The organism is Thioclava sp. IC9, from assembly GCF_002213225.1.
GTDB classification, from domain to species: Bacteria; Pseudomonadota; Alphaproteobacteria; order Rhodobacterales; family Rhodobacteraceae; genus Thioclava; species Thioclava nitratireducens.
This window is the reverse complement of the sequence record NZ_NBNX01000013.1, coordinates 17,793-40,250: the sequence shown is the minus strand read 5'-3', so window position 1 is coordinate 40,250 and position 22,458 is coordinate 17,793. Positions and strand designations below refer to the sequence as shown.

20 protein-coding genes are annotated in these 22,458 nt (G+C 59.8%); 3 read left to right on the top strand and 17 right to left on the bottom strand.

The genetic code is table 11. From position 1 onward, the window contains the following. Positions 1 to 208 (top strand): hypothetical protein (locus B6V76_RS20220; RefSeq protein WP_240497910.1); only part of this gene is annotated, 208 nt, incomplete at its 5' end. Between the two features lie 348 nt (positions 209 to 556). Here B6V76_RS20220 and B6V76_RS19065 read toward each other — a convergent pair. The 9 genes from B6V76_RS19065 to B6V76_RS19025 all read right to left on the bottom strand — a co-directional run bounded on the left by B6V76_RS19065 (position 557) and on the right by B6V76_RS19025 (position 9,925). After that, positions 557 to 946, bottom strand: coding sequence for an antitoxin Xre-like helix-turn-helix domain-containing protein (locus B6V76_RS19065; protein WP_088728254.1), 390 nt, complete (start codon positions 944 to 946; stop codon positions 557 to 559). A 568-nt stretch (positions 947 to 1,514) separates the two neighbouring features. Continuing rightward, positions 1,515 to 3,068: an AMP-binding protein gene (locus B6V76_RS19060; RefSeq protein ID WP_088728253.1), complete on the bottom strand. Its 1,554-nt coding sequence runs from the start codon at positions 3,066 to 3,068 to the stop codon at positions 1,515 to 1,517. Then, entirely contained in the window at positions 3,065 to 4,087 is a 1,023-nt protein-coding gene (locus B6V76_RS19055) for an NAD(P)-dependent alcohol dehydrogenase (RefSeq protein WP_088728252.1), read from the bottom strand. The genes B6V76_RS19060 and B6V76_RS19055 overlap by 4 nt, the downstream gene beginning before the upstream one ends. Before the next feature lie 16 nt (positions 4,088 to 4,103). Continuing rightward, positions 4,104 to 5,240, bottom strand: a complete 1,137-nt coding sequence (locus tag B6V76_RS19050) for an acyl-CoA dehydrogenase family protein (protein ID WP_088728251.1) — start codon at positions 5,238 to 5,240, stop codon at positions 4,104 to 4,106. Next, positions 5,237 to 6,196, bottom strand: a complete 960-nt coding sequence (locus B6V76_RS19045; RefSeq protein ID WP_088728250.1) for a branched-chain amino acid ABC transporter permease — start codon at positions 6,194 to 6,196, stop codon at positions 5,237 to 5,239. Before B6V76_RS19045 ends, B6V76_RS19050 begins: the two co-directional genes overlap by 4 nt. Next, positions 6,196 to 7,083 carry a branched-chain amino acid ABC transporter permease gene (locus B6V76_RS19040; protein WP_240497909.1) on the bottom strand — a complete coding sequence of 296 codons (888 nt, stop codon included), beginning with the start codon at positions 7,081 to 7,083 and terminating at the stop codon, positions 6,196 to 6,198. Before B6V76_RS19040 ends, B6V76_RS19045 begins: the two co-directional genes overlap by 1 nt. Before the next feature lie 96 nt (positions 7,084 to 7,179). Next, the gene (locus B6V76_RS19035; RefSeq protein WP_075777429.1) at positions 7,180 to 8,400 is read right to left on the bottom strand and encodes an ABC transporter substrate-binding protein; all 1,221 of its coding nucleotides are present in this window, start codon (positions 8,398 to 8,400) and stop codon (positions 7,180 to 7,182) included. Between the two features lie 56 nt (positions 8,401 to 8,456). Next, on the bottom strand, positions 8,457 to 9,158 hold the full coding sequence (locus tag B6V76_RS19030) for an ABC transporter ATP-binding protein (RefSeq protein WP_088728249.1): 702 nt from the start codon (positions 9,156 to 9,158) through the stop codon (positions 8,457 to 8,459). Further along, a complete protein-coding gene (locus B6V76_RS19025; protein ID WP_088728248.1) occupies positions 9,158 to 9,925 on the bottom strand; it encodes an ABC transporter ATP-binding protein in 768 nt (255 codons plus the stop codon). Before B6V76_RS19025 ends, B6V76_RS19030 begins: the two co-directional genes overlap by 1 nt. 148 nt (positions 9,926 to 10,073) lie before the next feature. Here B6V76_RS19025 and B6V76_RS19020 point away from each other — a divergent pair, with 148 nt between their 5' ends. Continuing rightward, on the top strand, positions 10,074 to 10,973 hold the full coding sequence (locus B6V76_RS19020; protein WP_075777432.1) for a LysR substrate-binding domain-containing protein: 900 nt from the start codon (positions 10,074 to 10,076) through the stop codon (positions 10,971 to 10,973). A gap of 185 nt (positions 10,974 to 11,158) precedes the next feature. On the opposite strand, the gene B6V76_RS19015 is transcribed toward B6V76_RS19020, so the two are convergent. The 8 genes from B6V76_RS19015 to B6V76_RS18980 all read right to left on the bottom strand — a co-directional run bounded on the left by B6V76_RS19015 (position 11,159) and on the right by B6V76_RS18980 (position 21,345). Beyond that, positions 11,159 to 12,673, bottom strand: a complete 1,515-nt coding sequence (locus B6V76_RS19015; RefSeq protein ID WP_088728247.1) for a plasmid recombination protein — start codon at positions 12,671 to 12,673, stop codon at positions 11,159 to 11,161. A gap of 262 nt (positions 12,674 to 12,935) precedes the next feature. After that, entirely contained in the window at positions 12,936 to 13,814 is an 879-nt protein-coding gene (locus tag B6V76_RS19010; protein WP_078540081.1) for an SMP-30/gluconolactonase/LRE family protein, read from the bottom strand. Between the two features lie 26 nt (positions 13,815 to 13,840). Continuing rightward, positions 13,841 to 14,767 (bottom strand): 3-keto-5-aminohexanoate cleavage protein, encoded by a 927-nt coding sequence (locus B6V76_RS19005; RefSeq protein ID WP_088728246.1) that lies wholly within the window; start codon positions 14,765 to 14,767, stop codon positions 13,841 to 13,843. 4 nt (positions 14,768 to 14,771) lie between these two features. Beyond that, positions 14,772 to 15,713 carry a 3-hydroxyacyl-CoA dehydrogenase gene (locus tag B6V76_RS19000; RefSeq protein ID WP_088728245.1) on the bottom strand — a complete coding sequence of 314 codons (942 nt, stop codon included), beginning with the start codon at positions 15,711 to 15,713 and terminating at the stop codon, positions 14,772 to 14,774. Then, positions 15,713 to 16,507: an SDR family oxidoreductase gene (locus B6V76_RS18995; protein WP_088728244.1), complete on the bottom strand. Its 795-nt coding sequence runs from the start codon at positions 16,505 to 16,507 to the stop codon at positions 15,713 to 15,715. The genes B6V76_RS19000 and B6V76_RS18995 overlap by 1 nt, the downstream gene beginning before the upstream one ends. A 14-nt stretch (positions 16,508 to 16,521) precedes the next feature. Beyond that, positions 16,522 to 18,585, bottom strand: a complete 2,064-nt coding sequence (locus tag B6V76_RS18990; RefSeq protein WP_088728243.1) for an ABC transporter permease — start codon at positions 18,583 to 18,585, stop codon at positions 16,522 to 16,524. Continuing rightward, entirely contained in the window at positions 18,582 to 20,153 is a 1,572-nt protein-coding gene (locus B6V76_RS18985; protein WP_088728242.1) for a sugar ABC transporter ATP-binding protein, read from the bottom strand. The genes B6V76_RS18990 and B6V76_RS18985 overlap by 4 nt, the downstream gene beginning before the upstream one ends. Before the next feature lie 76 nt (positions 20,154 to 20,229). Then, a complete protein-coding gene (locus tag B6V76_RS18980) occupies positions 20,230 to 21,345 on the bottom strand; it encodes a sugar ABC transporter substrate-binding protein (RefSeq protein WP_088728241.1) in 1,116 nt (371 codons plus the stop codon). Positions 21,346 to 21,407: 62 nt separating this feature from the next. Here B6V76_RS18980 and B6V76_RS18975 point away from each other — a divergent pair, with 62 nt between their 5' ends. Next, the gene (locus B6V76_RS18975; protein ID WP_240497908.1) at positions 21,408 to 22,160 is read left to right on the top strand and encodes a GntR family transcriptional regulator; all 753 of its coding nucleotides are present in this window, start codon (positions 21,408 to 21,410) and stop codon (positions 22,158 to 22,160) included. Positions 22,161 to 22,458: the final 298 nt, after the last annotated feature.

Sequence of the window (22,458 nt, the reverse complement as noted above, 5' to 3'; positions counted from 1 at the left end):
CTTGCCGCTCTCATCCCATCTGCGCAGGGTGAGGGGTGTCACGCCCAGGGCCTTTGCGGCCTCGCCAATACTTACAAATTTCTTCATCATAAAGATGATACATGATGCGAAAAGTATAAGTCAAATGGAAACTGTTAAAGCCCCCTCCCCTTGGCACTTGCTCAGCAAACGTTCGGATGAACATAGCTTCGCCAAGCCGATGGGCTGAAGTCTTCGTCGAGCCAGCTTACCTCAAGCGCTCCGAGGCGCACCTTCGATCGACCAAAATAACGGTTACAGACCAACCCTCAGGGCGTCGCCAACGGCGGAGCAGGCCCGCGCGCCCCCCTGCGGCGCCGCCCCTCTCCGGGCCCATACGCCATTATTGCTATAAGTATTTGATTTTGATAAATTTGTTGCGCCTACGGCCAAGCTTCCGACCGCAGAGGCAACAAAACGTTTGCCTTCAATAGCTTAGATCCACGAGCGCAACGCGGAGGGATTAACCTACTCCAGTTATGGCAGGTCTGGATCGAGGCCGTGACAATGGCCCAGAATTATGGGTGACCGGGCGCGCTCATGCGCCTTCCAACAGGCCGTCGAGGTAGGTCCGGATCGCGAGGATCTGCGGCAACCCACCCTCGATCGCTGTCACGACCGGCCGGCGGCCGCCAAACAAGTGACCCGTATTCGGCCGCGTGAACCAACTTCTCGCGAGCGGCTCGGAAAAATAGAGCTCGAGCGCCTCGTAGATTCCCACCACCGCACTCAGGCGCAGGAGCTGGTCCCGCGTCAGCTCGCCTGCGAAATCACGCGCCTTCGCACGCGTCCACTCGCTCTCGGCCATATCCGCGAGGCTGGCGGCCTCTTTCTCGCTGAGACCCCAGAACGCGACGATGCGCGTATAGGCTTGGAACGCCACGGCGGCCATCCGGGCCGGATCTTTGGCTTTGCCGTTCATCTGCATTTCAGGCTCGCTTACTCACCATGAGGATCATAGGACGCTGCGCCAATGTTCAACAGCTCCATTTGAAAGCCTCTCCCGGGGAAGATGAGCGGATTGTTTGATTATCCTTCAGCGAGCCGAAGGGTATCCCGCAGAAAGCGCCCGCGATTACCTCATCCCCGGCCCGTCGATCTCGTCCGAGCCGGGACGCCGGATTTCAACGCCACCGACCTACCCGGTCTTCATCAGGAGTTTCAGCGCACCACGGATCATTCGGTCGTCCGCGCTCTCGCTAAAGCTCTGCGAGAAATTGCGGCATATCATCTATCACAATGGTGCCTTCCTAAATCTCAGCACGGCTGTCGAAAGGCGCCGCGATAACATCGTCAGGGGCGGTCTACTTTTTCGAGCTTGCCCGTTCCTACATGCGACCAGGCATCTTCACGGCCTATAGGTTCTTGCGTCGCGACATCGCATGTTGTTGATTGAGCACGCTGGACCACTCTCAAGCTATTGAAATGTAAAGAATCGAAATATCTCTGGATGTCCCGAACCGAGCACTCCCCGATTTGGTTAAACACCTGTCGCCTCACGCTTTGGTCGCTTCGGGCCAATACTCATCACGCAACTTCCGCTTGAACAACTTCCCAGTGGCAGTTCTCGGCAATTCAGCCCGGAAATCAATACTTCGAGGGCATTTCACCGGAGAAAGCCGCGCAGAACAATATTCCATCAGCGTCTTGCAAAGCGCCGCCGAGGGGGTCTCTCCAGAAGTCAGCTGAACGACGGCCTTCACCTCTTCACCAAAGTCTTCATTGGGAACCCCGATCACGGCAACATCCAGAACAGCCGGGTGATCGAGCAATACATTTTCCGTCTCTTGTGGGTAAATATTGACGCCGCCGGAGATGATCACGAAGGACTTGCGATCAGTCAGATATAAGTATCCTTCTTCATCCACACGACCGATATCACCCAGACTGGTCCAGCCTCGGGCATTCTTGCTGGCTGCGGTCTTAACTGGATCATTGTGATATTCGAATTGGTGCCCATTCTCGAAAAAGATTTCGCCCTCCGTGCCAACTGGAACTTCTTCGCCCTGCTCGTCGCAGATATGAAGGATACCGAGTTTCGCCTGCCCGACTGACCCTTCGTGCTCGAGCCATTCTGAGGTGGTGATGGCGGTGAAGCCGTTGTTTTCGGTTCCGGCGTAATATTCGTGAACTATTGGCCCCCACCATTTGATCATCTCATGTTTGACACTGGCAGGGCATGGGGCTGCCGCATGCACCGCCATGACCATCGAAGAAATATCGTAACGATCACGCACCTCACGTTCCAACTTGAGCATCCGCACGAACATTGTCGGCACCCATTGGCTATGGGTGATCTGCTCGCGTTCAATGATCCTCAGCGCCCTCTCCGCATCGAACTTGCCCATGATATAGCAAGTTCCGCCCATTTTGATTGTTACCATCGTGTGGCGCAACGGCGCGGCGTGATAGAGGGGCGCAGGACACAAATAGCGCGTATGCGCGTCGTATCCGAAAAGTGACGTCAGCAGATCCAGAAGCATCGTGTGTCCGCCGGGATCTTGAACAACCAAGGGCCATTTGATGCCTTTCGGACGCCCGGTTGTCCCGGAGGAATAGAGCATATCAAGCCCTTGGCACTCGTCCGAAACCGGAGTTACCGGCTGCCGCGCTACCGCTTCTTGCCAGTCAAGAGCATCCTTTTGAGCGCCGACCGAATAGAGTTCGATGTCAGAAGAAAGCGCGGATTCCAACCGCTCAACAAGCTCGGGAAACTTCTCTGAAGTGACGACCAGTTTTGCGCCGCAATCCGTAATTATGTAGGTGATCTCGTCGACAGTTAGGTGAGTACTGGCGGTTGTATAATACAATCCGGCGCGATCAGCTGCGAAGCACAACTCCATGAATTCACGCCTATTTTCCATGACAATCACAATGTGATCGCCAGTTTTAAGCCCTCGCTCCCGAAAAAGATTTGCGCCCTGATTTGCGCGTGCCTCCAACTGGGCGAATGTGACCGCTTCTCCCGTATCGCACATCACGTAGGCAAGACGTTCAGGTTCCCGTTCTGCAAAGAAACGGGGGTGAAAGATGTTGCCTTGCGTGTTCATTTTCCGAACTCGATCAGAGTTTTTCCGAGATTGTCCCCTTCGCGCAGATGCGCCATCGCGGCCTTCAGATCTTTGAACGCGAAACGATCTCCTAAAACGGGTTTCACTTCGTGCTGCGACATAGCTCTGAGCATGGCTTCGAAGCCATCTCGATGTCCGACGGTAACTCCCTGCAAACGGATTTGACGTGCAACGATCGGCCCAAGCGACGCCTCAAGCTTGAGACCTGAAAGCACTCCGATCATCGATATCGTTCCACCCGGTCGGATGGCACGTAGTGAAAGTGGAAAAGTCGCCTCGCCACCCAGCTCAATGATCTTGTCGAAGCCTCCATTCTCTCTCGTAATTTCACGACTGGCGCGCGCCCAATCGGGTATCTCGCGGTAGTTGATAGTGGCGTCTGCGCCCATAGTGCGAACCGTTTCAAGTTTTTCGTCGCTTGAAGAAATCACCGTGACATGCGCCCCATGCAGCTTGGCGAAAGCTAGTGCAAACAATGCCACCCCACCCGTCCCTTGGATCAACACCTGCTCGCCGGCACGCGTTTGACCGTAAGTAGCAATCGCGCTCCACGCCGTGAGGGCTGCGCACGGCAAAGTCGCGGCTTCGGCGTCAGATAAGTAGCTTGGAACTTTAACGACCCCGTTCTGATCAAGGCACATCAACTCTGTCATGACACCATCAAGCGGCCCCCCAAGCGCCGAAGAGAAGCGCGTGGAACTGGGTTCGCCACTCACCCAGTTCTGAAAATACGTGGGACAAACCCGGTCACCTACAGCAACACGCGTCACCCCTTCGCCGGTCGCAACAACTTCCCCAACTCCATCGGAAACTGGAATTAGCGGCAACTCACCCGTCGCGCGTCCATAACCGCGTGCTGGAACGATAAGATCACGGGCGTTGAGCGCGGCCATGCGCATCGCCACGAGGACCTGCCCTCTGCCCGCGACCGGTTCGGGGCGTGTGCTTAGCTTGAGGTTTTCAAACCCCCAGTCGCCTTCGATCTGAAATACTTGCATAGAAGTCGTTCCTTTTTTACTGAGACGCTGGTCGGGCAAGCTTTGCCACGCGCTCCAACAGCATCTCTGTCGTCCCATCTACGAGCGCCGCGATCTGTGCCGCGCCGATGTGCCGCGTTACGCAGTGCTCTTGCCGAAGGCCTTCCGCGCCCATGGCGTGCAGCGCAGTCGCAAGATGCCGCTGACATGTCTGCACCGCGTGGATTTTTGCTTGTGCCGACAATAGTTGCGCATCCGAACCGCCTTCGATTTGGGCAATAGCCGCCGTTACGAGTGCGCAGGAGGCTGCTAAATCTACTTCAGCCTGAGCCAGTGCGAACCGCCAGCCTTGGTGCTCGGCCAAAGACTTACCGAAGCTTCTGCGCGCCTGCCCATAGGAAGATGCCTCATCTAGGGCGGCATCCAACATCCCGCAGCACATCGCGGCCACGTAGGTGCGGGCACCATTGATCTCGGTCAGGATAGATTTGAATGCTGTGCCCGGAGCGAGAAGGAGATGATCGTCTGGCACAAAAACATCGGATAAGCTGAAATCGCCGATGCCAGCACTTGTTAGAGAAAAGCCCGCGTCTCTGGATCTTCGAACACTTCCCTCGGCATTCAGATCAACGACAAACGCCGCGATCCCGTCACGCGCTCCGATGTCGCCACATTGCGCATAGACAATCGCCACCGACGCATGACGGGCGTTGGTTATCCAGATTTTTTCACCGTTTAGCGTCCAACCGCCTTCGGACCGCACAGCGCGCATCGAGATCGCACCGAAATCGGAGCCCGAGCTATGTTCCGTGAGCGCGGTGCAGCCCGATAACTCGCCGTTGAGGAGCCCGGGAATATATCGTTTCTGCACGGCATCGCTCGCGCACTGCGAAAGTTTCAAGGCAACGTTGTGAGTATTCACGAGCGACATCGCGAAGCCGAAATCTGCAGCGGCTAAGGTCTCGCATACTTTGGCCTTCATGGCGTAGCCGAGTCCGGATCCGCCGAGCTTTGCGGTCACTTCTAACCCGGTCAGGCCAAGCTCCGACGCTTTGCGGAACATGTCCATGGAAACAGCGCGCCCTTGGGCCCACCCTGCAGCAGCAGGGGCGACCCTTTCGCGAGCGAAGGAACGAACCCGAAACAGATAATCTTCTAGCTCAGCGCCAGTCATTTCTGCACCCGGCGCGTAAGCCTATCGAAAATATCACTGGAGAGCCCCACGATTCCGCGCGGCATGAAGATCGTCGCCAGCACGAGGATCAGGCCGTACAGGATTAATCGGAAGCTGTCGGCGAACCGCAGAACCTCGGGCAGGAAAACGACGATGAATGCGCCAATGGCGGGTCCAGCAATCGTTCCAGAACCTCCCATTATCACGGCCAAGATCGCATCGAGCGACTGAGCGACACCGAATACATCGGGATTAATGAAGCTCTGATAATGAGCGTAAAGTGCGCCTGCGAACCCTGCGAACATCGCCGAAGTTACAAAGGCGAAAAGTTTGTATTTCCACGCCGGAATGCCGACAGCCGTGACCATGGGTTCATTTTGCCGGATGGCGACCAAGATTTGGCCTACGCGAGAGCGTGCAATAAGAGCGGCGAGGCCGGTCATGCCGACCGCGCAGATGACCATGAAGTAATAATAGGTTTCGCGATCGCGGAAGTTGAAGAGGCCGCCTTTGCTACCAGGCTTCGGAATCCCGGGAATGCCAGCTTCGCCATGGGTCAACGACGTGTAGTTCATCAACACAATGAAAATCACCATATTGAATGCGAGCGTGACGATCGCGAAATAGTGCCCTTTGACTCTGAGACTTGGATAGCCCGTCGCGAGAGCGAAAAGCGCGGTGATCAAAGGAGCTGCAACGATCGTCAGCCAGACCGGAAGTCCGAAGTGAATTCCTAAGAGTGCGGAACTATAGGCACCGATCCCCATAAATCCAGCCTGCACAATAGAGACATAACCGGTGTAACCCTGTATCAGGTTTTGCCCCTGCGCAGAGATCACCCAGACGAGGGCCAGAATACTCAGGTGTAGATAGTATTTGACGGAAATCAGGTGCGGCATCGCAATGAGCCCGACCAACGCGGCGGCGTAAAAAACAGTTCTTGCTACGACCTTCATCACGCTTTCCCCAACAAGCCCTGCGGGCGCACCAAAAGGACGATTATCATCACAGCGAAAGCGATGACGTCTTTATAGGCGGAGGATATGAAGCCTGCTGCCAGCGCTTCGGTCACGCCCAGCACAAGGCCACCCACCACAGCGCCAGGGATGGACCCCAGTCCGCCAAGGATGAGAACGGCGAAGCCTTTGATCACTAGCCCCTCGCCGACGCCTGGCGCGATTGCGAACAGAGAGCCGACCATCACGCCTGCGCAAACGCCGAGCATTGTGGAGATTGCGAAAACTATGAGCGGGATCGTATTGACGTTGATCCCCATCAAGATCGCGGCATCCCGGTTCTGCGCGACTGCGCGGATCGCTTGCCCAGTTTTCGTTTTTTCGACGAAAACGGTCATCGCTCCGATAAGCGCAATCGCCGCCAGGATTACATAGAGCCGCAATTCGGGAACCGTGACGCCACCAATTTCGAAAACACGATCAAAATTGGTCTGGATGATGACCTGATCGGCTCCGAAGAATTGGAGATTGATCCCCTCAACCATCATCGTCAGCCCCAAGGCAACGATGAAGGCATTTATATGGTTCGCGTTGCGCACTGGACGATAGGCCAAGAGCTCAATCGCGATCCCGAGAACGATGCCCACTATCAGGGCGATCAAAATCGCCAGCGCGAGAGGCAAGCCTATGGAGCTCGAGAGGAAAAACGTCAGATAGCCTCCAAACATCGAGACAGAGCCGTGGGCAAAATGGGCGATTCCGAGGATGCCGAACACCATCGTTAGGCCCAGAGCGATCAAAACGTAGACGCCGCCGATCGCGAGCCCGTTTATGACCTGTTGAATTATCTCAATCATGTTTCCGTTGCTTTCCCAGAACTGGCTCATGAGACCACTACCGCAGGCACGCATACACGCCAGCAGACAGAGCGGGGTCAGTGGAGCAGCGCCATCAACCCGAGGTTCACGGCGCTGCAATCAGGATCAGTGAAGCGAGCTGAGGAACTCGGAATAGGCTTTGGGATCAGAGGGTAGATCCTGAACGAATACCCAGTTCCCCTTTTGCCATTGGAAGGCACCGTTCGAGGTATAAGCTTGGCCATTCGCGTCAAAAAGCCTTCCGTCGACCGGCAAATACTGCATCACTGCCTCGTCGGGGATCGGAAGTTCGCGCAGCGCCTCCGCGACAGCTTCGGTGTCGTCGACCGTCCCGGCTTTTTCCAGTGCGTGCTTCAGCGCATAAACCTGATCATAGGCATACGGCGAACTCGGCGATGGCGCCGCGCCGAATTTCTCAGAGTAATTCTTGTGATAAGCAATGCCGTTATCAGTAGTCGAAAGCAGCGTTAGCTCGGTCGGACGAAGGTCCCATACGCCTTCCATTTGCTCGTCGCTGGCAACACTCAGGAACTGCTCTTCGCTGCCGCTCGTGAAGCCGAACCTAGGCACATCGATGCCCAGCTCGACCGCCTGACGATAGATGAACGCAGCCGGTTCGACATATCCCACGACGAGCAACGCATCCGGGTTCATTCCGCGAATTTTCGTCAATTGCGGGGTCATGTCGCGATCCTTCAAAGAGAATGACTCGCGCGTGATAACTTCACCGCCGCCCGCTTTCAGCGATTTCTCGAAAGCATCGACGTAACTGGCATAGAAGCTGACATCCAAGGCGCCCAAGACGGCGACGCGTTTGAACCCCTTATCTGCCACAAACTTACCAGCCGCCGCGCCAGTATAGTCGGCGGGGGGACGGGTGCGGGTCAGGTTGGAAAGCCCGAGGGTCGTGATCGAACGCTCAGCAGCATTCCCCACGAGCATAACTGCGTCTTCATTGCCGATGAAGGAAGCCACGGCGGCCGTCGAGCCCGAGCAGCAGAACCCTAAAATGTATTTCACCCCGTCGCGATCGATCAACTTTCGCACGGCGTTGGTAGCTTCAGTCGGGTTTGCCTTGTCGTCATAGGCAATGACATTCAGCATGTAATTGTCTTCGCCGACCTTCACGCCTCCTTCGGCGTTGATCTCGTCAGCCGCCATTTGGACAGCGTTCTTCTGCGGCAGTCCGTAAACTGCGGCGCCGCCAGTCAGGGCGTCGCTCACACCGATATCAAGTGTCTTTTCTTCTGCAGAACCTGGCAAGCTTGTCGCGGCAAGGGTCGTTATGACCACCGCAGTCGTCTTAAGCAGTGTGCCTAATTTCATCTCTCTTCCTCCCTGAGTGAAAATACCGGATCTCGCGCGCTGGTGGGCGCGTCTGATCAGTGGCCTAGATAGGCCCGCGCTACCTCCGGATGCGATTGAAGCTCTTCTCCCGTTCCCTCCAGAACGATCTCTCCCGCTTCAAAAAGGTAGGCTCTATCGGCAAGTCGCAGCGCCAAAAGCGAATTCTGCTCCACCAGAAGAATCGTCTTGCCCATTTTCTTAATACGATCGATCGTCTGCCCCACCTCGGCGACGATTTTCGGTGCCAGCCCCAAGGACGGCTCGTCGAAGATGCAAAGTTTCGGCCTCGACATTAGGGCTCTCGCGATGGCGAGCATTTCCTGCTCCCCACCCGATAGCGTCCCGGCGTCCTGCTCAGCTCGTTGACGCAGGATCGGAAACATATCCATCATCTCTTCGATGTCTTTTTCTTGCTCGGAGTCCTTACGGACATATGCACCCAAGCGAAGGTTCTGGACGACGCTCATCTCCGGAAAGACTTGTCGTCCCTCCGGACACATCGTGATGCCGGCACGAACGATGTCGTGGCCATTCTTGCCGGTAACATCGTTGCCCTCGAAAGTGATCTGTCCGGCAGTCGGTTTGATCAGCCCACAGATCGCGCGAAGAGTCGAAGTTTTACCAGCCCCGTTTGCACCGATAAGCGCAACACATTCACCTTGGTTCACTTCAAGATCGATCCCGTGAATTACTTCGATCGGACCATAGCTGGCTTTGAGCCCGCGCACGTTGAGCATCAAGTGGCCTCCCCGAGATAGGCGTCGATAACGGCTGGATTATTACGGATTTCGTCCGGAGTGCCCTCCGCGATCTTCGAGCCGAAATTCAGAACTACGATCCGGTCACAGACATCCATGATGAGCGCCATGTGATGCTCGATTACGAGCACCGCCACGCCCCGACGACGGATTTTCTTGATCATCTCGCTCAGCGTTTTGCGCTCATGCGAAATCAATCCGGCTGCGGGTTCGTCCAGAAGCACGACTTTGGGATTGGCCGCGAGAGCGGTCGCAATCATCAGGAATCTCTGCTCTCCGGAAGAAATCGTCGAGACCAACTTGTCTGCGATTTGATAAAGGTCTGTCAGGTGCAGAATTTCGTCGATCCGGGCTTCTGTTTCGGCATCATCGCCATGACCGACGGACAACTTGAAGATGGAAGCCAGCGGGTTCGATTTGAGAGTCACAATGCTGGCGAGGCGCACCTGTTGCCGAACCGTGAATTCCGGAAAAACGCTGGCTGTTTGAAATGTTCTGGCCAGACCCAGCGCAACCCGGCTGTGTTCCGGCAAAGTCTGAATCGGAACGCCGTCCAGAATGATTTCACCGGAGGTCGCCGAGAACAAACCGGCGAGTGAGTTTACTGTCGTCGACTTTCCAGAGCCGTTAGGACCGATCAGTCCGACCACCTGCCCCGGGGCAACATCAAAGGACAAATCCCGAATGGCATGCACGCCACCAAAGGACTTGTGCAAGTTCCTCACCCGTAGCGCGATGCCTTCCATGTCTCCCCTCCCTGTCGTCAACGTGATGACGTGCTCAGGTTGTAACCGCCGCGGAGATGGTCGGGAAAATAGAAAGAATCTTACGCGTCATCTATTTTTTCGATACCTTAAGTGAAATGAACAACATCATCGACACAGGATAAGCACTGTGAGGGTTAAGAATCTCAATTCAATTCAAGTGTTTGAAACCGTGGCGCGGCTCTCGAACATTACGCACGCTGCCAATTTTCTGAATACCAGCCAGAGCACAGTAAGCTATCATATCAGGAAATTGGAAACCCAGACGGGCAAGACGTTGTTCGAACGCAACGGCGGTGGGCTGGTCCTCACCGATGAAGGCGAGATTCTGGCGAACTATGCTGATCAAGCATTGAGCTTGATCGAAACAGGGCTCAGCAAAATTCTCTACCGGACGGAAATGGTCCGCGTTGCCGTCCTCCCGATGTTTGCAAGTCGTTGGCTGTCGTCGCGTCTTGAAGGGATGTGGCAAGCGCATCCAGATCTGCAAATATCGTTCTTAAATCACAACAATGACTACGTGCGGCACGAGCGTGCGGCTAGCTTTGCCGATATCGGCATTCAATGGGGACGCGGGGACTGGGAAAACTTTGACGTCACTCGTCTTTGGCAGGAAGAATTGGTTGTCGTGTGCAGTCCCGGCTATCTCCAATCCAACCCTATCATCGACCTTGCCAGTCTACGTCGCTGTGTCCTGCTACACGTCGATGACAAGCGGATGTGGTCGGAGGTCCTCAAGAACAACTTGATCGAAATCGGCTCAGACCAAAAGCACATGATGCTTGAGGACCGCCACTTTCAATTGAATGCAACGATCAACGGGGTCGGGGTCTCTTTATTTTCCAAACGCATGATCGAGATGGAGCTTGTTTCAGGCGCATTGGTCAATCCGCTCGGGAGAAGCTTCAAAAGTTCCTTCTCCTACCATATGGCAGTGCCCAAAGGAGCAGTTCTGTCACCCTCTGCCGAACGTTTCAAAAACTGGCTGATCGATCGCTGCCGGAACGATCAGCCTTGGGGCGATGACTAACCGCGTAAGGTTGCCCAAGGCTTTCGAGATATCGTCACTCTCCGCCATGCTCTGCTTCTCTGTGGATTGCCCCCCCGGAAACTGCGACGCCGGCGATCAAAAAACTTTAGCAGAGCAACATGTTCTACTCCCCAGACCTCTATCGCGAGACTTTTCAAGCCAGCTGCCCCTTCCCACTGCCGAGATCACCCCATCCCCGGCCCATCAATCTCGTAATCGCGCGCCTGCTGCAGCGCACCAACCCCGACCTCTCCAGCGCGCACGATGAGATCGAGAATAGCCTGGATCATCCGGTCCTCCGCAGTCTCACCGAGCGCCTTGAGAGAGGCCGGCATGTCCCGCATCACGATATCGCCGCTCAAGATTTCGGCACGGCCTTCGGCCAGCGCAGTTATGACCTCGCCAACGGCGGCCTGCTTTTCCTCGAAGTCCCGGCCCCTTCTATCAAGCTCCCTGGATCGTTGATCTACCCGCGACCTGATATCCACGAGCCCACGCATGGGTCGCAAAAGCCCCACGCGCAGCTCCTCCGGGAGCGCCCGTAGAAGAGATGCGTCCCTCATCACGAGCTTGCCTGTGGCAGGGTCGCGTCGAAGGGTTCCATCTGAAATTTCCGCAAGAGCGCCTTCCATCGCCGCAAGCGCAGCTTGGTAAGTGATCTGGATCTTTTCGGCCTCAGTGCGCGCCGCCTCGACCTCCTCCGCTCGCTTGGCAAGTTGGTCTGCAACTAGACGCTGCGTCCCTCGCTCCTTGGCAAGATCTGCCTTGTCTTTGATGACACTCGCCTCGCGCCGGTCGAGCCCATCTTCGCGCTTTTGCTGGCTGTCCTCACGCGTCCGAACATCCTCATTCCGCGCATCGATCTCTCGGACCCGGGTGTCGAGTTCGGCCTGCTCCGACGTCAGGGCAATGCGCTTGGCGCACTGCTCCTCGCTCAGACGATCGAGATCTTTGCGCCCCTGGTCGATCGAGGCCAGCAACTCTGTTTTTGCAACCTCCAACGCAGTGAGTTCTGCTTCCCGCTCTTCGATCTCCCGCGGCAGATCTTGGTGGAGAGCCCGGACACTCCGATGTAGTGTCTCGACATAATTCGCTCCTGCGGCAAGACGATCGAGCTTGCGATGTCCCCGTTCGATTTTGGGGCAGAAGCGCGCGAGCACGCGGTGCGTGAGATCTTGGATCGAGACGGTGGCATCACGCTTGATATTGTCGCTGAGCGCGTGGCCGGAATGGTCGTAGGCGCGCAGCATGAAATGCGCGTGGATCGTCGTTTCATCGAGATGAACGACCAGTGACTCCACCTTTGTGGCGAACTTCTTGGCGAGGCTCCGGGCGAGCTTTCTAAATGCCCTGTTCTGACGCTTCGGCGAAAGCTTCATGAAATCTCGTGCGGCAAGCACGCCGAAAGTGATCACTCCTATCGTGACCACCGCCGCGTTCGATTTCATCTTGCGCTGCCGACCGGCCTGTTCGCGAAGCCGCGCATTCTCGGCGCGCACCTGTGTAAGCGGACGCAACCGGATCAGCACGCGGTTGTCGCGCAGTTTCGTCTGGTCGACATAGGCGGGGATGCGCCCCAACCGATAGTCATGCATGCGCTGACTCTTCGCCTTTGAGAGGGTGCAGGTTTGTATATGGGTCGACGCGGCCCGAGGATTGGCGCGCGCCAGATCGGCGGGAGAGTTTGCAAAATCTTTCATGGGACCAGTGTCCCTCGCCGACCTGAAAATTCCGGTCAGAAAATTTCAGGAAAATTCCTGGCTCCGCATCGGAGAGAGTTTGGAGTGGCTGACCTACTAGGGATAACTTTTCCGGAGAGGCGAATTTCGCACTGCTCCCTTTGGGAAACGAACCGCCACGATCAGTCCGAGCGCTGGCCGCTCTCCGGTCTCACGCAATCGTTCTGGGTGCGCCTGCGCGCGAAGCGCGCGCAGGTTTTTAGATGAGGCCGGCTTTGAGCACTCAGCCGCCGAAGCGCGGCTCCGGCACGCCTTTCACGCCGAGACCGCGGATCGCGAACAGGCTGCCGCGCTGAACACCGTCGTCAGGAAAACGCGGCAGCGGGGGCTTTGCCATCGACGTGACGTAGAGCACGTCGAGATCGGGGCCGCCGAACTGGACGCTCGTGACCTTCTTCACTGGCATCGGGATTTCCATGTCGAGTGTGCCGTCCGGCGCGAAGCGACAGATCCGCCCGTCATAGACCAGCGCCATCCAGTAATAGCCCTCTGCATCGACCGTCGCCCCGTCCGCCGCGCCGCCGTTCGAGGTATCCGCCTTCGCAAAGGTGCGACGGTTCGAAATGCCGCCCGTCTCGATATCATAGTCGTAAGCCCACATCTCACCGGTCCAGGTATCGGTGAAGTAGAAGGTCTTGTCGTCCGGCGAGAAGCAAGGCCCGTTCGAGCAGATGATCCCCTCCTCGAGCTTGGTAACGCTCAGGTCGGGATCGACGCGGTAGAGTGCGCCCAGCGGCCCCTCCTCCTGCATATCCATCGAACCGGCGAAAAACCGACCGCGCCGGTCGCATTTGCCGTCATTGATACGGGTCGTGGCGAGATTGGCCTCCGGGTCGTGCAGCAACTCGCAATCGCCGCTGTCGAAATCGAGCAACCAGAACCCCTTGTCGAGCGAGACGATGGCCCCCTTGCCGTCCTTGCGCACCGCCATCGAGCCGATCTTGCCCGGCACATCCCAGGCGCGCAGCTCCGTCCCGTCCGCCGTGCAGCGAAAGACCCGTCCATCCATCGAGTCGATGAAATAGAGCCGCTGGCTTTCGACGTCCCAGACCGGGCCCTCGCCCAGTGTCGTCTTCACGTCGAGCAGAATATCGATCTGCATGTTGGTCTCCTCCCTTGGTATCCGGTTCAGAAGTTCACGGCGTCGCCGCCCTTGAGCGCGAGCATCTCGCGCGCCTCGTCCGGCGTCGCGAGCTCGAGGCCCAGCCCTTCGACGAGGGCGCGCGCCTTGGCGACCTGTTGGGCGTTGCTCTCTGCAAGTTTGCCGCGCGAGATCCAGATGCTATCCTCGAGACCGACGCGGATATTGCCCCCCATGCTCAGCGCCTGTGTGGCGATGCGGAATTGGTCCTTGCCAGCCCCCAGAACCGACCAACGGAAATCCTTTCCGAAGAGACGGTCTGCCGTGCGCTTCATGTGCATGACATCCTCAGGATGGGTTCCGATGCCCCCCAGCAAACCAAAAACGGACTGAACGAAGAACGGCGGCTTGACGAGGCCACGATCCGCGAAATGCGCGAGGTTGTAGAGATGCGAGATATCGTAGCATTCGAACTCGAACCGGGTGCCGTTGTCGTAACAGGTCTCCAGCACGTATTCGATGTCCTTGAACGAATTGCGGAAGACGAGGTCACGCGACCCCTCGAGATGCTCGCGCTCCCATGCGTGTTTGAACTCCTTGTATTTCGCGAGAAGCGGGAAGAAGCCGAAATTCATCGACCCCATGTTGAGCGAAGCGACCTCGGGCGCCCATTGCGCCGCGGGCTTCGTGCGTTCGTCCACCGTCATGTAGGGCGAGCCGCCAGTGGTGATATTCACCACCGCGTTCGTCGCCTGCTTGATCCGGCCCAGGAACGGCGCGAAGGCCTCGGCCGACTGGTCAGGCTTGCCGGTTTCGGGGTCACGGGCATGCAGGTGCAAGATTGCGGCCCCTGCCTCGGCCGCCCCGATCGCGGCTTCGGCGATCTCGTCGGGCGTGATGGGCAGGTGGTCCGACATCGTCGGCGTGTGGATGGCGCCGGTCACGGCGCAGGTGAGGATGACCTTGTCTGGCATTCTATCAATCTCCGATTTCGTCTGTTGCGCGGCGCTTATGCGCGGCGAGCGCCATGAGGCGCCGGTCTCGCCACGCCTGCCGCTGAGCAAGCTCGTCTGCGGGAAGCGCCGCACGGCGCTCCGCCTCGATCCGGTCCAGCACGGGGCCGCGCCAGTCCGCCGCGGGTTGCCCAGCCATGGCGTCGTAAATGCCGCCATAGCGCGTCACATATTGCCGCACGCCCTCGGGCGCGTTGAGGTCGATGGTCTCGAACGGGCCGATGAAGGACCAGCGAAGCGCCAGCCCTTCGCGCAACCCGATATCGACGTCTTCAGTGCTGGCATATCCATCGGCCACAAGCCGGAACGCCTCATGCAGAAGCGCGCCCTGAAGGCGGTTCATCACGAAGCCGTCGATTTCCTTCTGCATGACGATCGGGCGCATGCCGGCGTCGCGCAGAAGATCCGCCGTGCGCTCAAGAAGCGCGGGATCGGTCCAGGGCGCGGGCACCAACTCTGCCGCGGGCACGAGATAGGCGGGATTGATCGGATGATTGACCATGACCCTGTGACGTCCCGCGAGCCCCTCGGAAATGGCCGACGGCAGCAGGGCCGACGACGAGGAGGCGAGCACGACATCGGGTCCGGCAATCGCGTCGAGACGCGCGAAGATTTCGCGCTTCACCCCGATCGCCTCGAAGGTGCTCTCCTGCACGTGCCGCGCGCCCTCGAGCGCCTCTTCGAGCGTGGCGACCGGCTCGATGCGCGCGAGGGCTTCCTCAGCGGTGCCGGGGATGAGGCCCAGGCGCGCCAGTTCCGGCAGCATCTCGGCGGCGAAGTCACGCGCGGCTTTTGGCGCCGCGGGCACCTCGTCCCACAACCGCACCGGATGACCGGCACGGGCGAACACGATGGCCCAGGCACGCCCGATAAGCCCCGAACCGACGCAGGCGACAGGCTCTTTCATCACAAGGTCTCCACATTGCCATCGACGGGGAAGCTCTGCCCCGACAGGTTGCGCCCGGTCTCGGCGATCAGGAAGGCGGCCATGTCCGCCACGTCCTCGGGCGGGGTCATCCGGCGCAGAGAGACGTTCGACAGATACCGCTCGGTCATCTCTTCATGGCTGATCCCGGTCTGCTTCGCGCGGGCTGCGATCACGCCTTCGATCCGCGGCCCTTCGATAATGCCGGGCAGGATCGCATTGGCACGGATATTCTCGGGACCGAGCTCCTTCGCGAGGCTCTCGGTGAACCCGATCACCCCCCATTTCGCCGAGGCGTAGGGCGTGCGGAACGCATAGCCGAACTTGCCCGCCGAGGAGGAGATGTTGACGATCGCTCCGCCCCCTGCCGCGCGCAGCATCGGCACCGCTTTCCGCGTGCATAGGAACTGACCTGTCAGGCCGATATCGAGGCAGCGCCGCCAATCCTCGGGCGAGATTTCGTCGACCGAGCCGGTGGGCCCCGCAATGCCGGCATTGTTGACCAGCGCATCGAGCCCGCCGAGGGTGTTGCCGATCGCTTCGAAGAAAGATGCCACCGCCGCGTCATCCGAGACGTCGGCGCGCAGGGCCAGTTCGGCGCCCAGCTCCTGCGCGGCCCGTTCAAGCGCGGCCTCATCGATGTCGCAGATAGCCAGCCGCGCGCCTTGCCGAGCCAGTTCCCGCGCGATGCACAGACCGATGCCGGAAGCTCCCGCCGTGACCGCAACGCGTTTGCCCTCGAGGCCGGGCAATTTCATCCTGGATGTATCACTCATCGAAATCTCCTTGGTTATTTGCGCAATGCGATCACGGCCATCAGGATGACGAGCCCGAAGAACACTGAGCGGAATGCGAAGGGCAGCGCGGTGCCGGCAAGCAGGGTCTGCATCGCGGTCAGCAGCAGTGCGCCGCCCAGCATGCCCGCGTAATGCCCGCGGCCACCGGTGATCAGCGCCCCACCCACGACGACGACCGCGATCGAGGGCAGAAGGTAGTCATCCCCCATCCCGAGGCTCGCCTGTCCGGAAAAGCCCGCCAGCAGAACGCCGACCAGCGCCGCGCAGAGCGCCGAGAGGATGTAGACAGAGATAATGACCCGCCCCGTGCGCACCCCCGAGAGGCGCGCAGCCAGTTCGCTGTTGCCGACCGCGTAGACCCGGCGCCCGAACCCGGTGCGTCCCAAGAGGACGATCGCGAGCGCGACGAAGGCGGCCATGAAGATGATCACCGGGGTCACCCCCATCAGCTTGCCGGTCATCAGCCAACGCAGCGAGGGCGGTGCGAACCCGGCGGGCGTGCCGCCGGACCAGATCAGCGCCGCACCCTGAAGAATGCCGTTCATCGCGAGCGTCACGACGATCGGCGACAGGCCCAGCGCCACGACGCCCAGCCCGTTCGCGAGCCCGATCAGCGCAGCCACCGCGAAGACGACCGGCAGCGCCGTGAGCAACCCCATGTCTTGGCCGCCAACGAGCCCGGTCAGCATCACGCCCGACAGCGCGATGCACCAGGGCAACGACAGGTCCAGCCCCCCGGTCAGGATCACCGCGCCCTGCCCCAGCGCGAGGATCGCGAGGAAGCTCGAGAGCACAAGGAGCGAGTCCCAGTAGCGCCAGCCGCTGAAGACATTGCCCAGCACCAGCTGCGTCGCGATCAGGACCACCACGAGGCAGATCCAGGCGGGCAGAACGTGGCGCAGCGTATGACCGTGACGTTGCAGAAAGCTTTGCGCGGGGGCGGTCTCTGCCGGTCGCGTGAAAGCCAGCCTGTGATCCTCACCCGAGCGCTGGCCAACAAGCCATCCGCGCCGCCATGCGCCGATCGCATCGGTGACTTCGCGCAGGCGTTGCGAGAGCGTGCTGTCACGGCGCAGCGAGCCTGCGAGCACGGCGATCAGGAGCACTGCGCTTTCCGCGATGGTCGAATAGTAAGCTGAGACGTTGAGCGACAGCAGAAGGTTTACCACGATCATCAGGATATAGGCCCCGAGGATCGTGCCCAGCACGCCGCCTTTGCCACCGCCAAGACGGGTGCCGCCGATCACCACAGCCGCGAAGGTCGGCAGCAGAAGCGAGTTCCCCACCAGCGGGTCGCCGCTGCCGGTCTGGGCGCTCACGAAAACACCCGCGAGCCCGTAGAGCCCACCTGCGAGCACGTAGGTCGCGAAGGTAACGGTGCGCGCGTGAAGCCCCGTCGCGCGAGCAGCCTCGGCATCGCTGCCCACTGCATAGAGCGTGATCCCATAGCCCGTGCGCTTGAGCCAGAGCCACAGCGCCACCAGCACGAGCATCAGCGTGATTGGTGCGGGGAGGAGCCCAGGGATCGTGTCACCAAGATAGACAGATGCGAGGGAAGGCGCGACGAACCCGCCCGGCATCGCCATTACAAGAAGCGTCAGCCCCTGAACGATGAACATCACCGCCAAGGTGACCACGATGGGCTGCAGGCGCACCACAGCCACGAAAAAGCCGTTCACCGCGCCCACGGCCATGCCGATACCGATCCCGATCGCGGTCCAGAGCGGCACGGAGGCCTGCATGTTCGCCGGGTCCATCGAGGTCGCAAGCACCGCGTTGACCAGCGAGACCACCGCGCCTGCCGATAGGTCGAACCCGCCCGACAGGATAACCAGTGTCTGCCCCGCAGCCGCAATCGCGGAGGTTGCCCCGCCACTCGCAAGGAAGGAAATGTCGAAATAGCTCAGCGGATAGGGGCTCAGCCCCGCGTTCAACGCCATGAGGCCCGCCAGCACCAGCGCCGCGACGATCACGGCCTGTCCGTGACGCAGGCTGCGTAGCCAGTTGGAGGACTTGCGCCGCGGCGCGGCCCCGGATGATAGGCTTTGGTCACTCATGCCCGGACCTCCTGTTTCGGATGCGTCGTGTCTCCTTTCAGCGGTGCGTCCCCGCCGAGCGTGGCCTGCATGATCGCGTTCTCGCTCAATTCTTCACCCTCGAGCCAACACGACAGCCGACCCTCGTAGAGGACGCCGACCCGATCGCACAGATGCACGAGTTCAGGGATTTCGGTGGAATGGAGCAGGACCGATCCGCCTGCATCCGTATAGGCGCGCAGCAGCCCATAGATCTGCTCTTTCGTCCCGACATCGATGCCGCGCGTCGGATCGAAGAGGAGCAGAATCCGACTTTGCGCCACGAGCCACTTGGCCAGCACAATCTTCTGTTGATTGCCGCCCGAGAACGCACCCGCGGGCAGGTAATGCGCGCGTTCGTCCACCTCGACGGCGGCGAAAGCCCCCGCAGCGGCACGCGCCTCCGCCCCGTCATCGAGAACCGGCCCCCGGTGAAACCGCGAGAGCACGGGCAGGCTGGCATTCTGCCGCCCGCTGAGTTCCAGGAACAAACCTTGCGTCTTGCGTTCCTCGGGCACGAGCCCGATCGCGACCGACGGATGCAGCGCGTCGGCCGGGGCGCGCAGATGGAGGGGCGTCCCGTCCAGCTCGATATGGCCCGCGCGCAACCGCTCCTGTCCGAAAAGGGCGGAGAACAGCGCTTCCTGCCCCATGCCTTGCAGCCCGGCAATCCCGAGGATTTCCCCCTTGTGCAGCGCGATCTCGGCCTTGCGCAGCTTCGGCCCAGCCGACAGCGCGCGGGTGGCGAGAACCGGGACCTGCCCCGCGATCGCCTTCGGGGCGCGGCGCGGCGGGAAGGCATTCTCGACCGAGCGGCCCACGATCATCTCGACCACTTCAGCGTCAGTGACATCCGCGACCTTCGCCGAGGTTACGGACCGTCCGTTGCGCAAGATGGTGAGCGTGTCGCAGAAGGCGCGCACTTCGGGCAAGCGGTGCGAGATAAACAGCACGGTAATTCCTTGCGCGGCCGCGTCCGCGATGATCCGGCCGAGCCAGTCGACATCGCTGCCAGAGAGCGCCGATGTCGGCTCGTCGAGCAAAAGGATTTCTGGCCGGCGGTAGAGAGCGCGGGCGATCTCGATCTTCTGGCGCACAGCCAAAGTCAGTTCCTCGGCCAACGCATCGAGATCGACGTCGAGGCCCAGCGCTTCGAAATGTGCGATCACTTCGCGCCGCGCACGGCTGCGGTCCAGCGTGCCGATTATCGTCCGGCGCGACCGGCCCAGCAGCATGTTGTCGAGCACGCTCAGGTCCGGCACCAGCGTCAGCTCCTGAAAGGCGGTCTGGATCCCCGCGGCATGGGCGTCGCGCGCATTGCGCAAGCTAACGTCGCGGCCGCCTATTCGGATCGTGCCAGAATCTGGTCGCACGAGCCCCGAGAGCAGTTTCATGGTGGTCGACTTGCCGGCGCCGTTTTCGCCGAGCAGGGCGTGGACGCGGCCGCGAGCGACGGAGAAGCTGACCTTGTCATTGGCGACGGTGGGACCGTAGGCCTTCGACAGGTCATGAACTTCCACCGCAGGCGCTGAATCGGCGATGCGTGACATGCAATTCTCCGGAATGCGTATGTATGGTGCGGTCTGCGCCCGGCGGCGGAAAGCCTCCGTCGCCGGGCGTGTGACCTCAGTTCTCGGGCTGGCCGACGAGCGCGGCGTTCAGACCAAGCTGCGGCAGATCCTCCGAGAAGATCGAGGCGAACCAGCCGGGGTTCGACACCATCGAGGGCTGGAACACGTTGCACCCCGCCTTCTGCTCATCCCAGCTGCCCGTCTCGCAAAGCTGCACGGTGTCGTTGGTGACCAGCGGCAGCGGCAAGGTGGTATGCTTCGGGATGTCCTTCCCTTCGAGCTTGTCGACCGCGAGCTTCAGGGCCAGCGCGCCGGAATAGGGCGGCGAGGCGTAGGAAATCCGGGGCGCGCCCATCGGCGCATAGGGCTTGCTCGCCCCTTCGACCTCGGTATCTGCCGGAAGCATCTGGATGCGCCCGCCATTCGATCCCTCACCTGCACAAGGCAGCAGTTCGGAAGGATCGCGTCCCGCTTCGAGCTGCATGGAATCCGCCGTGTAGCAGCCAACCTGCATCCAGAGCCCGTTGATATCGGACCAGTCGCGGGTGGCCATCAGCTTGTTGAGTTCAGTCCGGGCCACCGCCTGGCTCCACATGCCCACGGCCTCGCCGACGATATTGATGCCGTCATGCTGGGCGAAGACTTCCTTGGCCGCCTTGGTCCGGGCGGTATCCACGGAGGTGCCGGGCACACCCGTCACCATCACGACATCGCCCTTGCCGCCCATCTTGTCGACCAGCCATTCCGCCGTCTTTCGACCGGCCTCCTCTTGGTCAATCGTCACGTTAAAGGCGCAGGGCTCCGTGATCTCGGCATCATATGCGATAACCGTCACACCACGCGAGCAGGCGCTCTTGACGACGCTGTTCAGCGCGGTGGGCGAGATCGGGTAGACGACGATCGCGTCAGCCCCGGCCTGCACCATCGCGTTGATCTGCTGAATCTGGCGCTGGGCGTTCGGCCCGGCGACCTGGACCTCAAGATCCACCTTGTCGGCATAGTCCTTTGACGCGGCGAGCGCCTTGACCATGTTCGAGGCCTCGGCCTGCCAATCGTTCCCGATATAGCTCATCGAAAGATAGACTTTGTAAGGCCCGTCGCTCTGCGCCTGGGCGGCTCCAGCCACGAGACCAAGGGCGCAGGCGGCGCCCGCGATATAGCGTTTGAACATTTCTTCCTCCCATGTCCGGCGACCCTCCCCGGTCGCCTCACGGGAGTTACGATCCGATATCTTTGATCAAAAGTCAAAACGTGTTTTATTCTTTTTCGAGCCGGCGTAGTTTAAGCCGTGAAATGAAAGGTCTGACCATGTTCGAAAGCGTCACGCCGCTGAAGCGCGCAACCCTGCAGACGCTAGTGCATCAGCGGCTTTGCGATCTGATTCTGCAGGGCGAGATCGCTCCCGGCGAGTCGATCACTGTCGCCAGCATTGCCAAGGCGCTCGACGTAAGTCCGATGCCGGTGCGCGAAGCGATTTCCCGGCTTATGGCCCTCGGAGCCCTGACCATCGTGTCGGGACGATCCATTGGGGTGCCGCGTCTTGGGGCAGAGGAACTCGCCGACCTGCGCAAAGTCCGCTCGGAGATCGAGACCACCGCGGTGGCCTGGGCCGTCGAGCGTCGCGATCCCGAGTTCATCGCACAGCTGGAAAAAGTCCTCTACGCGATGGAAGCTGCGGAAGCCGCGGGCCAGGTGCGCGAATTCATTCATGCGAATTACGACTTCCACTTCACCATTTATCGGCAAGCAGGGTCCCCCCTGCTCCTCGAGATCATCGGCAATATCTGGCTGCGGATAAATCCGCAGTTCCACCTGCTTCAACGCCATGGCCACTACCGCGTCTCCAACAAGCAGCACCGCAGACTGTTCGAGGCGATCCGGGACGGCGACAGTGCGGCGGCCATCGCAGCCCTGCGCGAGGATATCGACAGCGCCTACGAGGTCATCCTCGCCAGCCTCAAGGACAGCGAAGCCGAGCGCGGATGAACGGGTTGGCCGGCGATGCTGGAAAGAGCGGCCAAAGCCGACCTGGAAAACTATCTATATGACAGACTATAGATAGCTCTCTCCAGCGGTTGGATTGCGGACCAAGGCGGCTGCGCCGTAAGGGGGCGCATGGGCACGCGCGTCTTTATCGCCTTTGCGCCGAGGTTAAGGTCCCGCCCTCTGCCACTCTCATCGAGACCGAGACCTCATCACCAGAACCGGACTGTCTCGGCGCGTGCTCTCGCGGAAACGAATACCCTCGGGCGTCTATCGTAACGGGTCGTCACGCCGCCAGCCT

Bases quoted from the DNA above. Each gene is read 5' to 3' on its own strand.
- B6V76_RS19065 (WP_088728254.1), bottom strand. From the start codon at position 946: ATGCAGATGAACGGCAAAGCCAAAGATCCGGCCCGGATGGCCGCCGTG.
- B6V76_RS19060 (WP_088728253.1), bottom strand. From the start codon at position 3,068: ATGAACACGCAAGGCAACATCTTTCACCCCCGTTTCTTTGCAGAACGG.
- B6V76_RS19055 (WP_088728252.1), bottom strand. From the start codon at position 4,087: ATGCAAGTATTTCAGATCGAAGGCGACTGGGGGTTTGAAAACCTCAAG.
- B6V76_RS19050 (WP_088728251.1), bottom strand. From the start codon at position 5,240: ATGACTGGCGCTGAGCTAGAAGATTATCTGTTTCGGGTTCGTTCCTTC.
- B6V76_RS19045 (WP_088728250.1), bottom strand. From the start codon at position 6,196: ATGAAGGTCGTAGCAAGAACTGTTTTTTACGCCGCCGCGTTGGTCGGG.
- B6V76_RS19040 (WP_240497909.1), bottom strand. From the start codon at position 7,083: ATGAGCCAGTTCTGGGAAAGCAACGGAAACATGATTGAGATAATTCAA.
- B6V76_RS19035 (WP_075777429.1), bottom strand. From the start codon at position 8,400: ATGAAATTAGGCACACTGCTTAAGACGACTGCGGTGGTCATAACGACC.
- B6V76_RS19030 (WP_088728249.1), bottom strand. From the start codon at position 9,158: ATGCTCAACGTGCGCGGGCTCAAAGCCAGCTATGGTCCGATCGAAGTA.
- B6V76_RS19025 (WP_088728248.1), bottom strand. From the start codon at position 9,925: ATGGAAGGCATCGCGCTACGGGTGAGGAACTTGCACAAGTCCTTTGGT.
- B6V76_RS19015 (WP_088728247.1), bottom strand. From the start codon at position 12,673: ATGAAAGATTTTGCAAACTCTCCCGCCGATCTGGCGCGCGCCAATCCT.
- B6V76_RS19010 (WP_078540081.1), bottom strand. From the start codon at position 13,814: ATGCAGATCGATATTCTGCTCGACGTGAAGACGACACTGGGCGAGGGC.
- B6V76_RS19005 (WP_088728246.1), bottom strand. From the start codon at position 14,767: ATGCCAGACAAGGTCATCCTCACCTGCGCCGTGACCGGCGCCATCCAC.
- B6V76_RS19000 (WP_088728245.1), bottom strand. From the start codon at position 15,713: ATGAAAGAGCCTGTCGCCTGCGTCGGTTCGGGGCTTATCGGGCGTGCC.
- B6V76_RS18995 (WP_088728244.1), bottom strand. From the start codon at position 16,507: ATGAGTGATACATCCAGGATGAAATTGCCCGGCCTCGAGGGCAAACGC.
- B6V76_RS18990 (WP_088728243.1), bottom strand. From the start codon at position 18,585: ATGAGTGACCAAAGCCTATCATCCGGGGCCGCGCCGCGGCGCAAGTCC.
- B6V76_RS18985 (WP_088728242.1), bottom strand. From the start codon at position 20,153: ATGTCACGCATCGCCGATTCAGCGCCTGCGGTGGAAGTTCATGACCTG.
- B6V76_RS18980 (WP_088728241.1), bottom strand. From the start codon at position 21,345: ATGTTCAAACGCTATATCGCGGGCGCCGCCTGCGCCCTTGGTCTCGTG.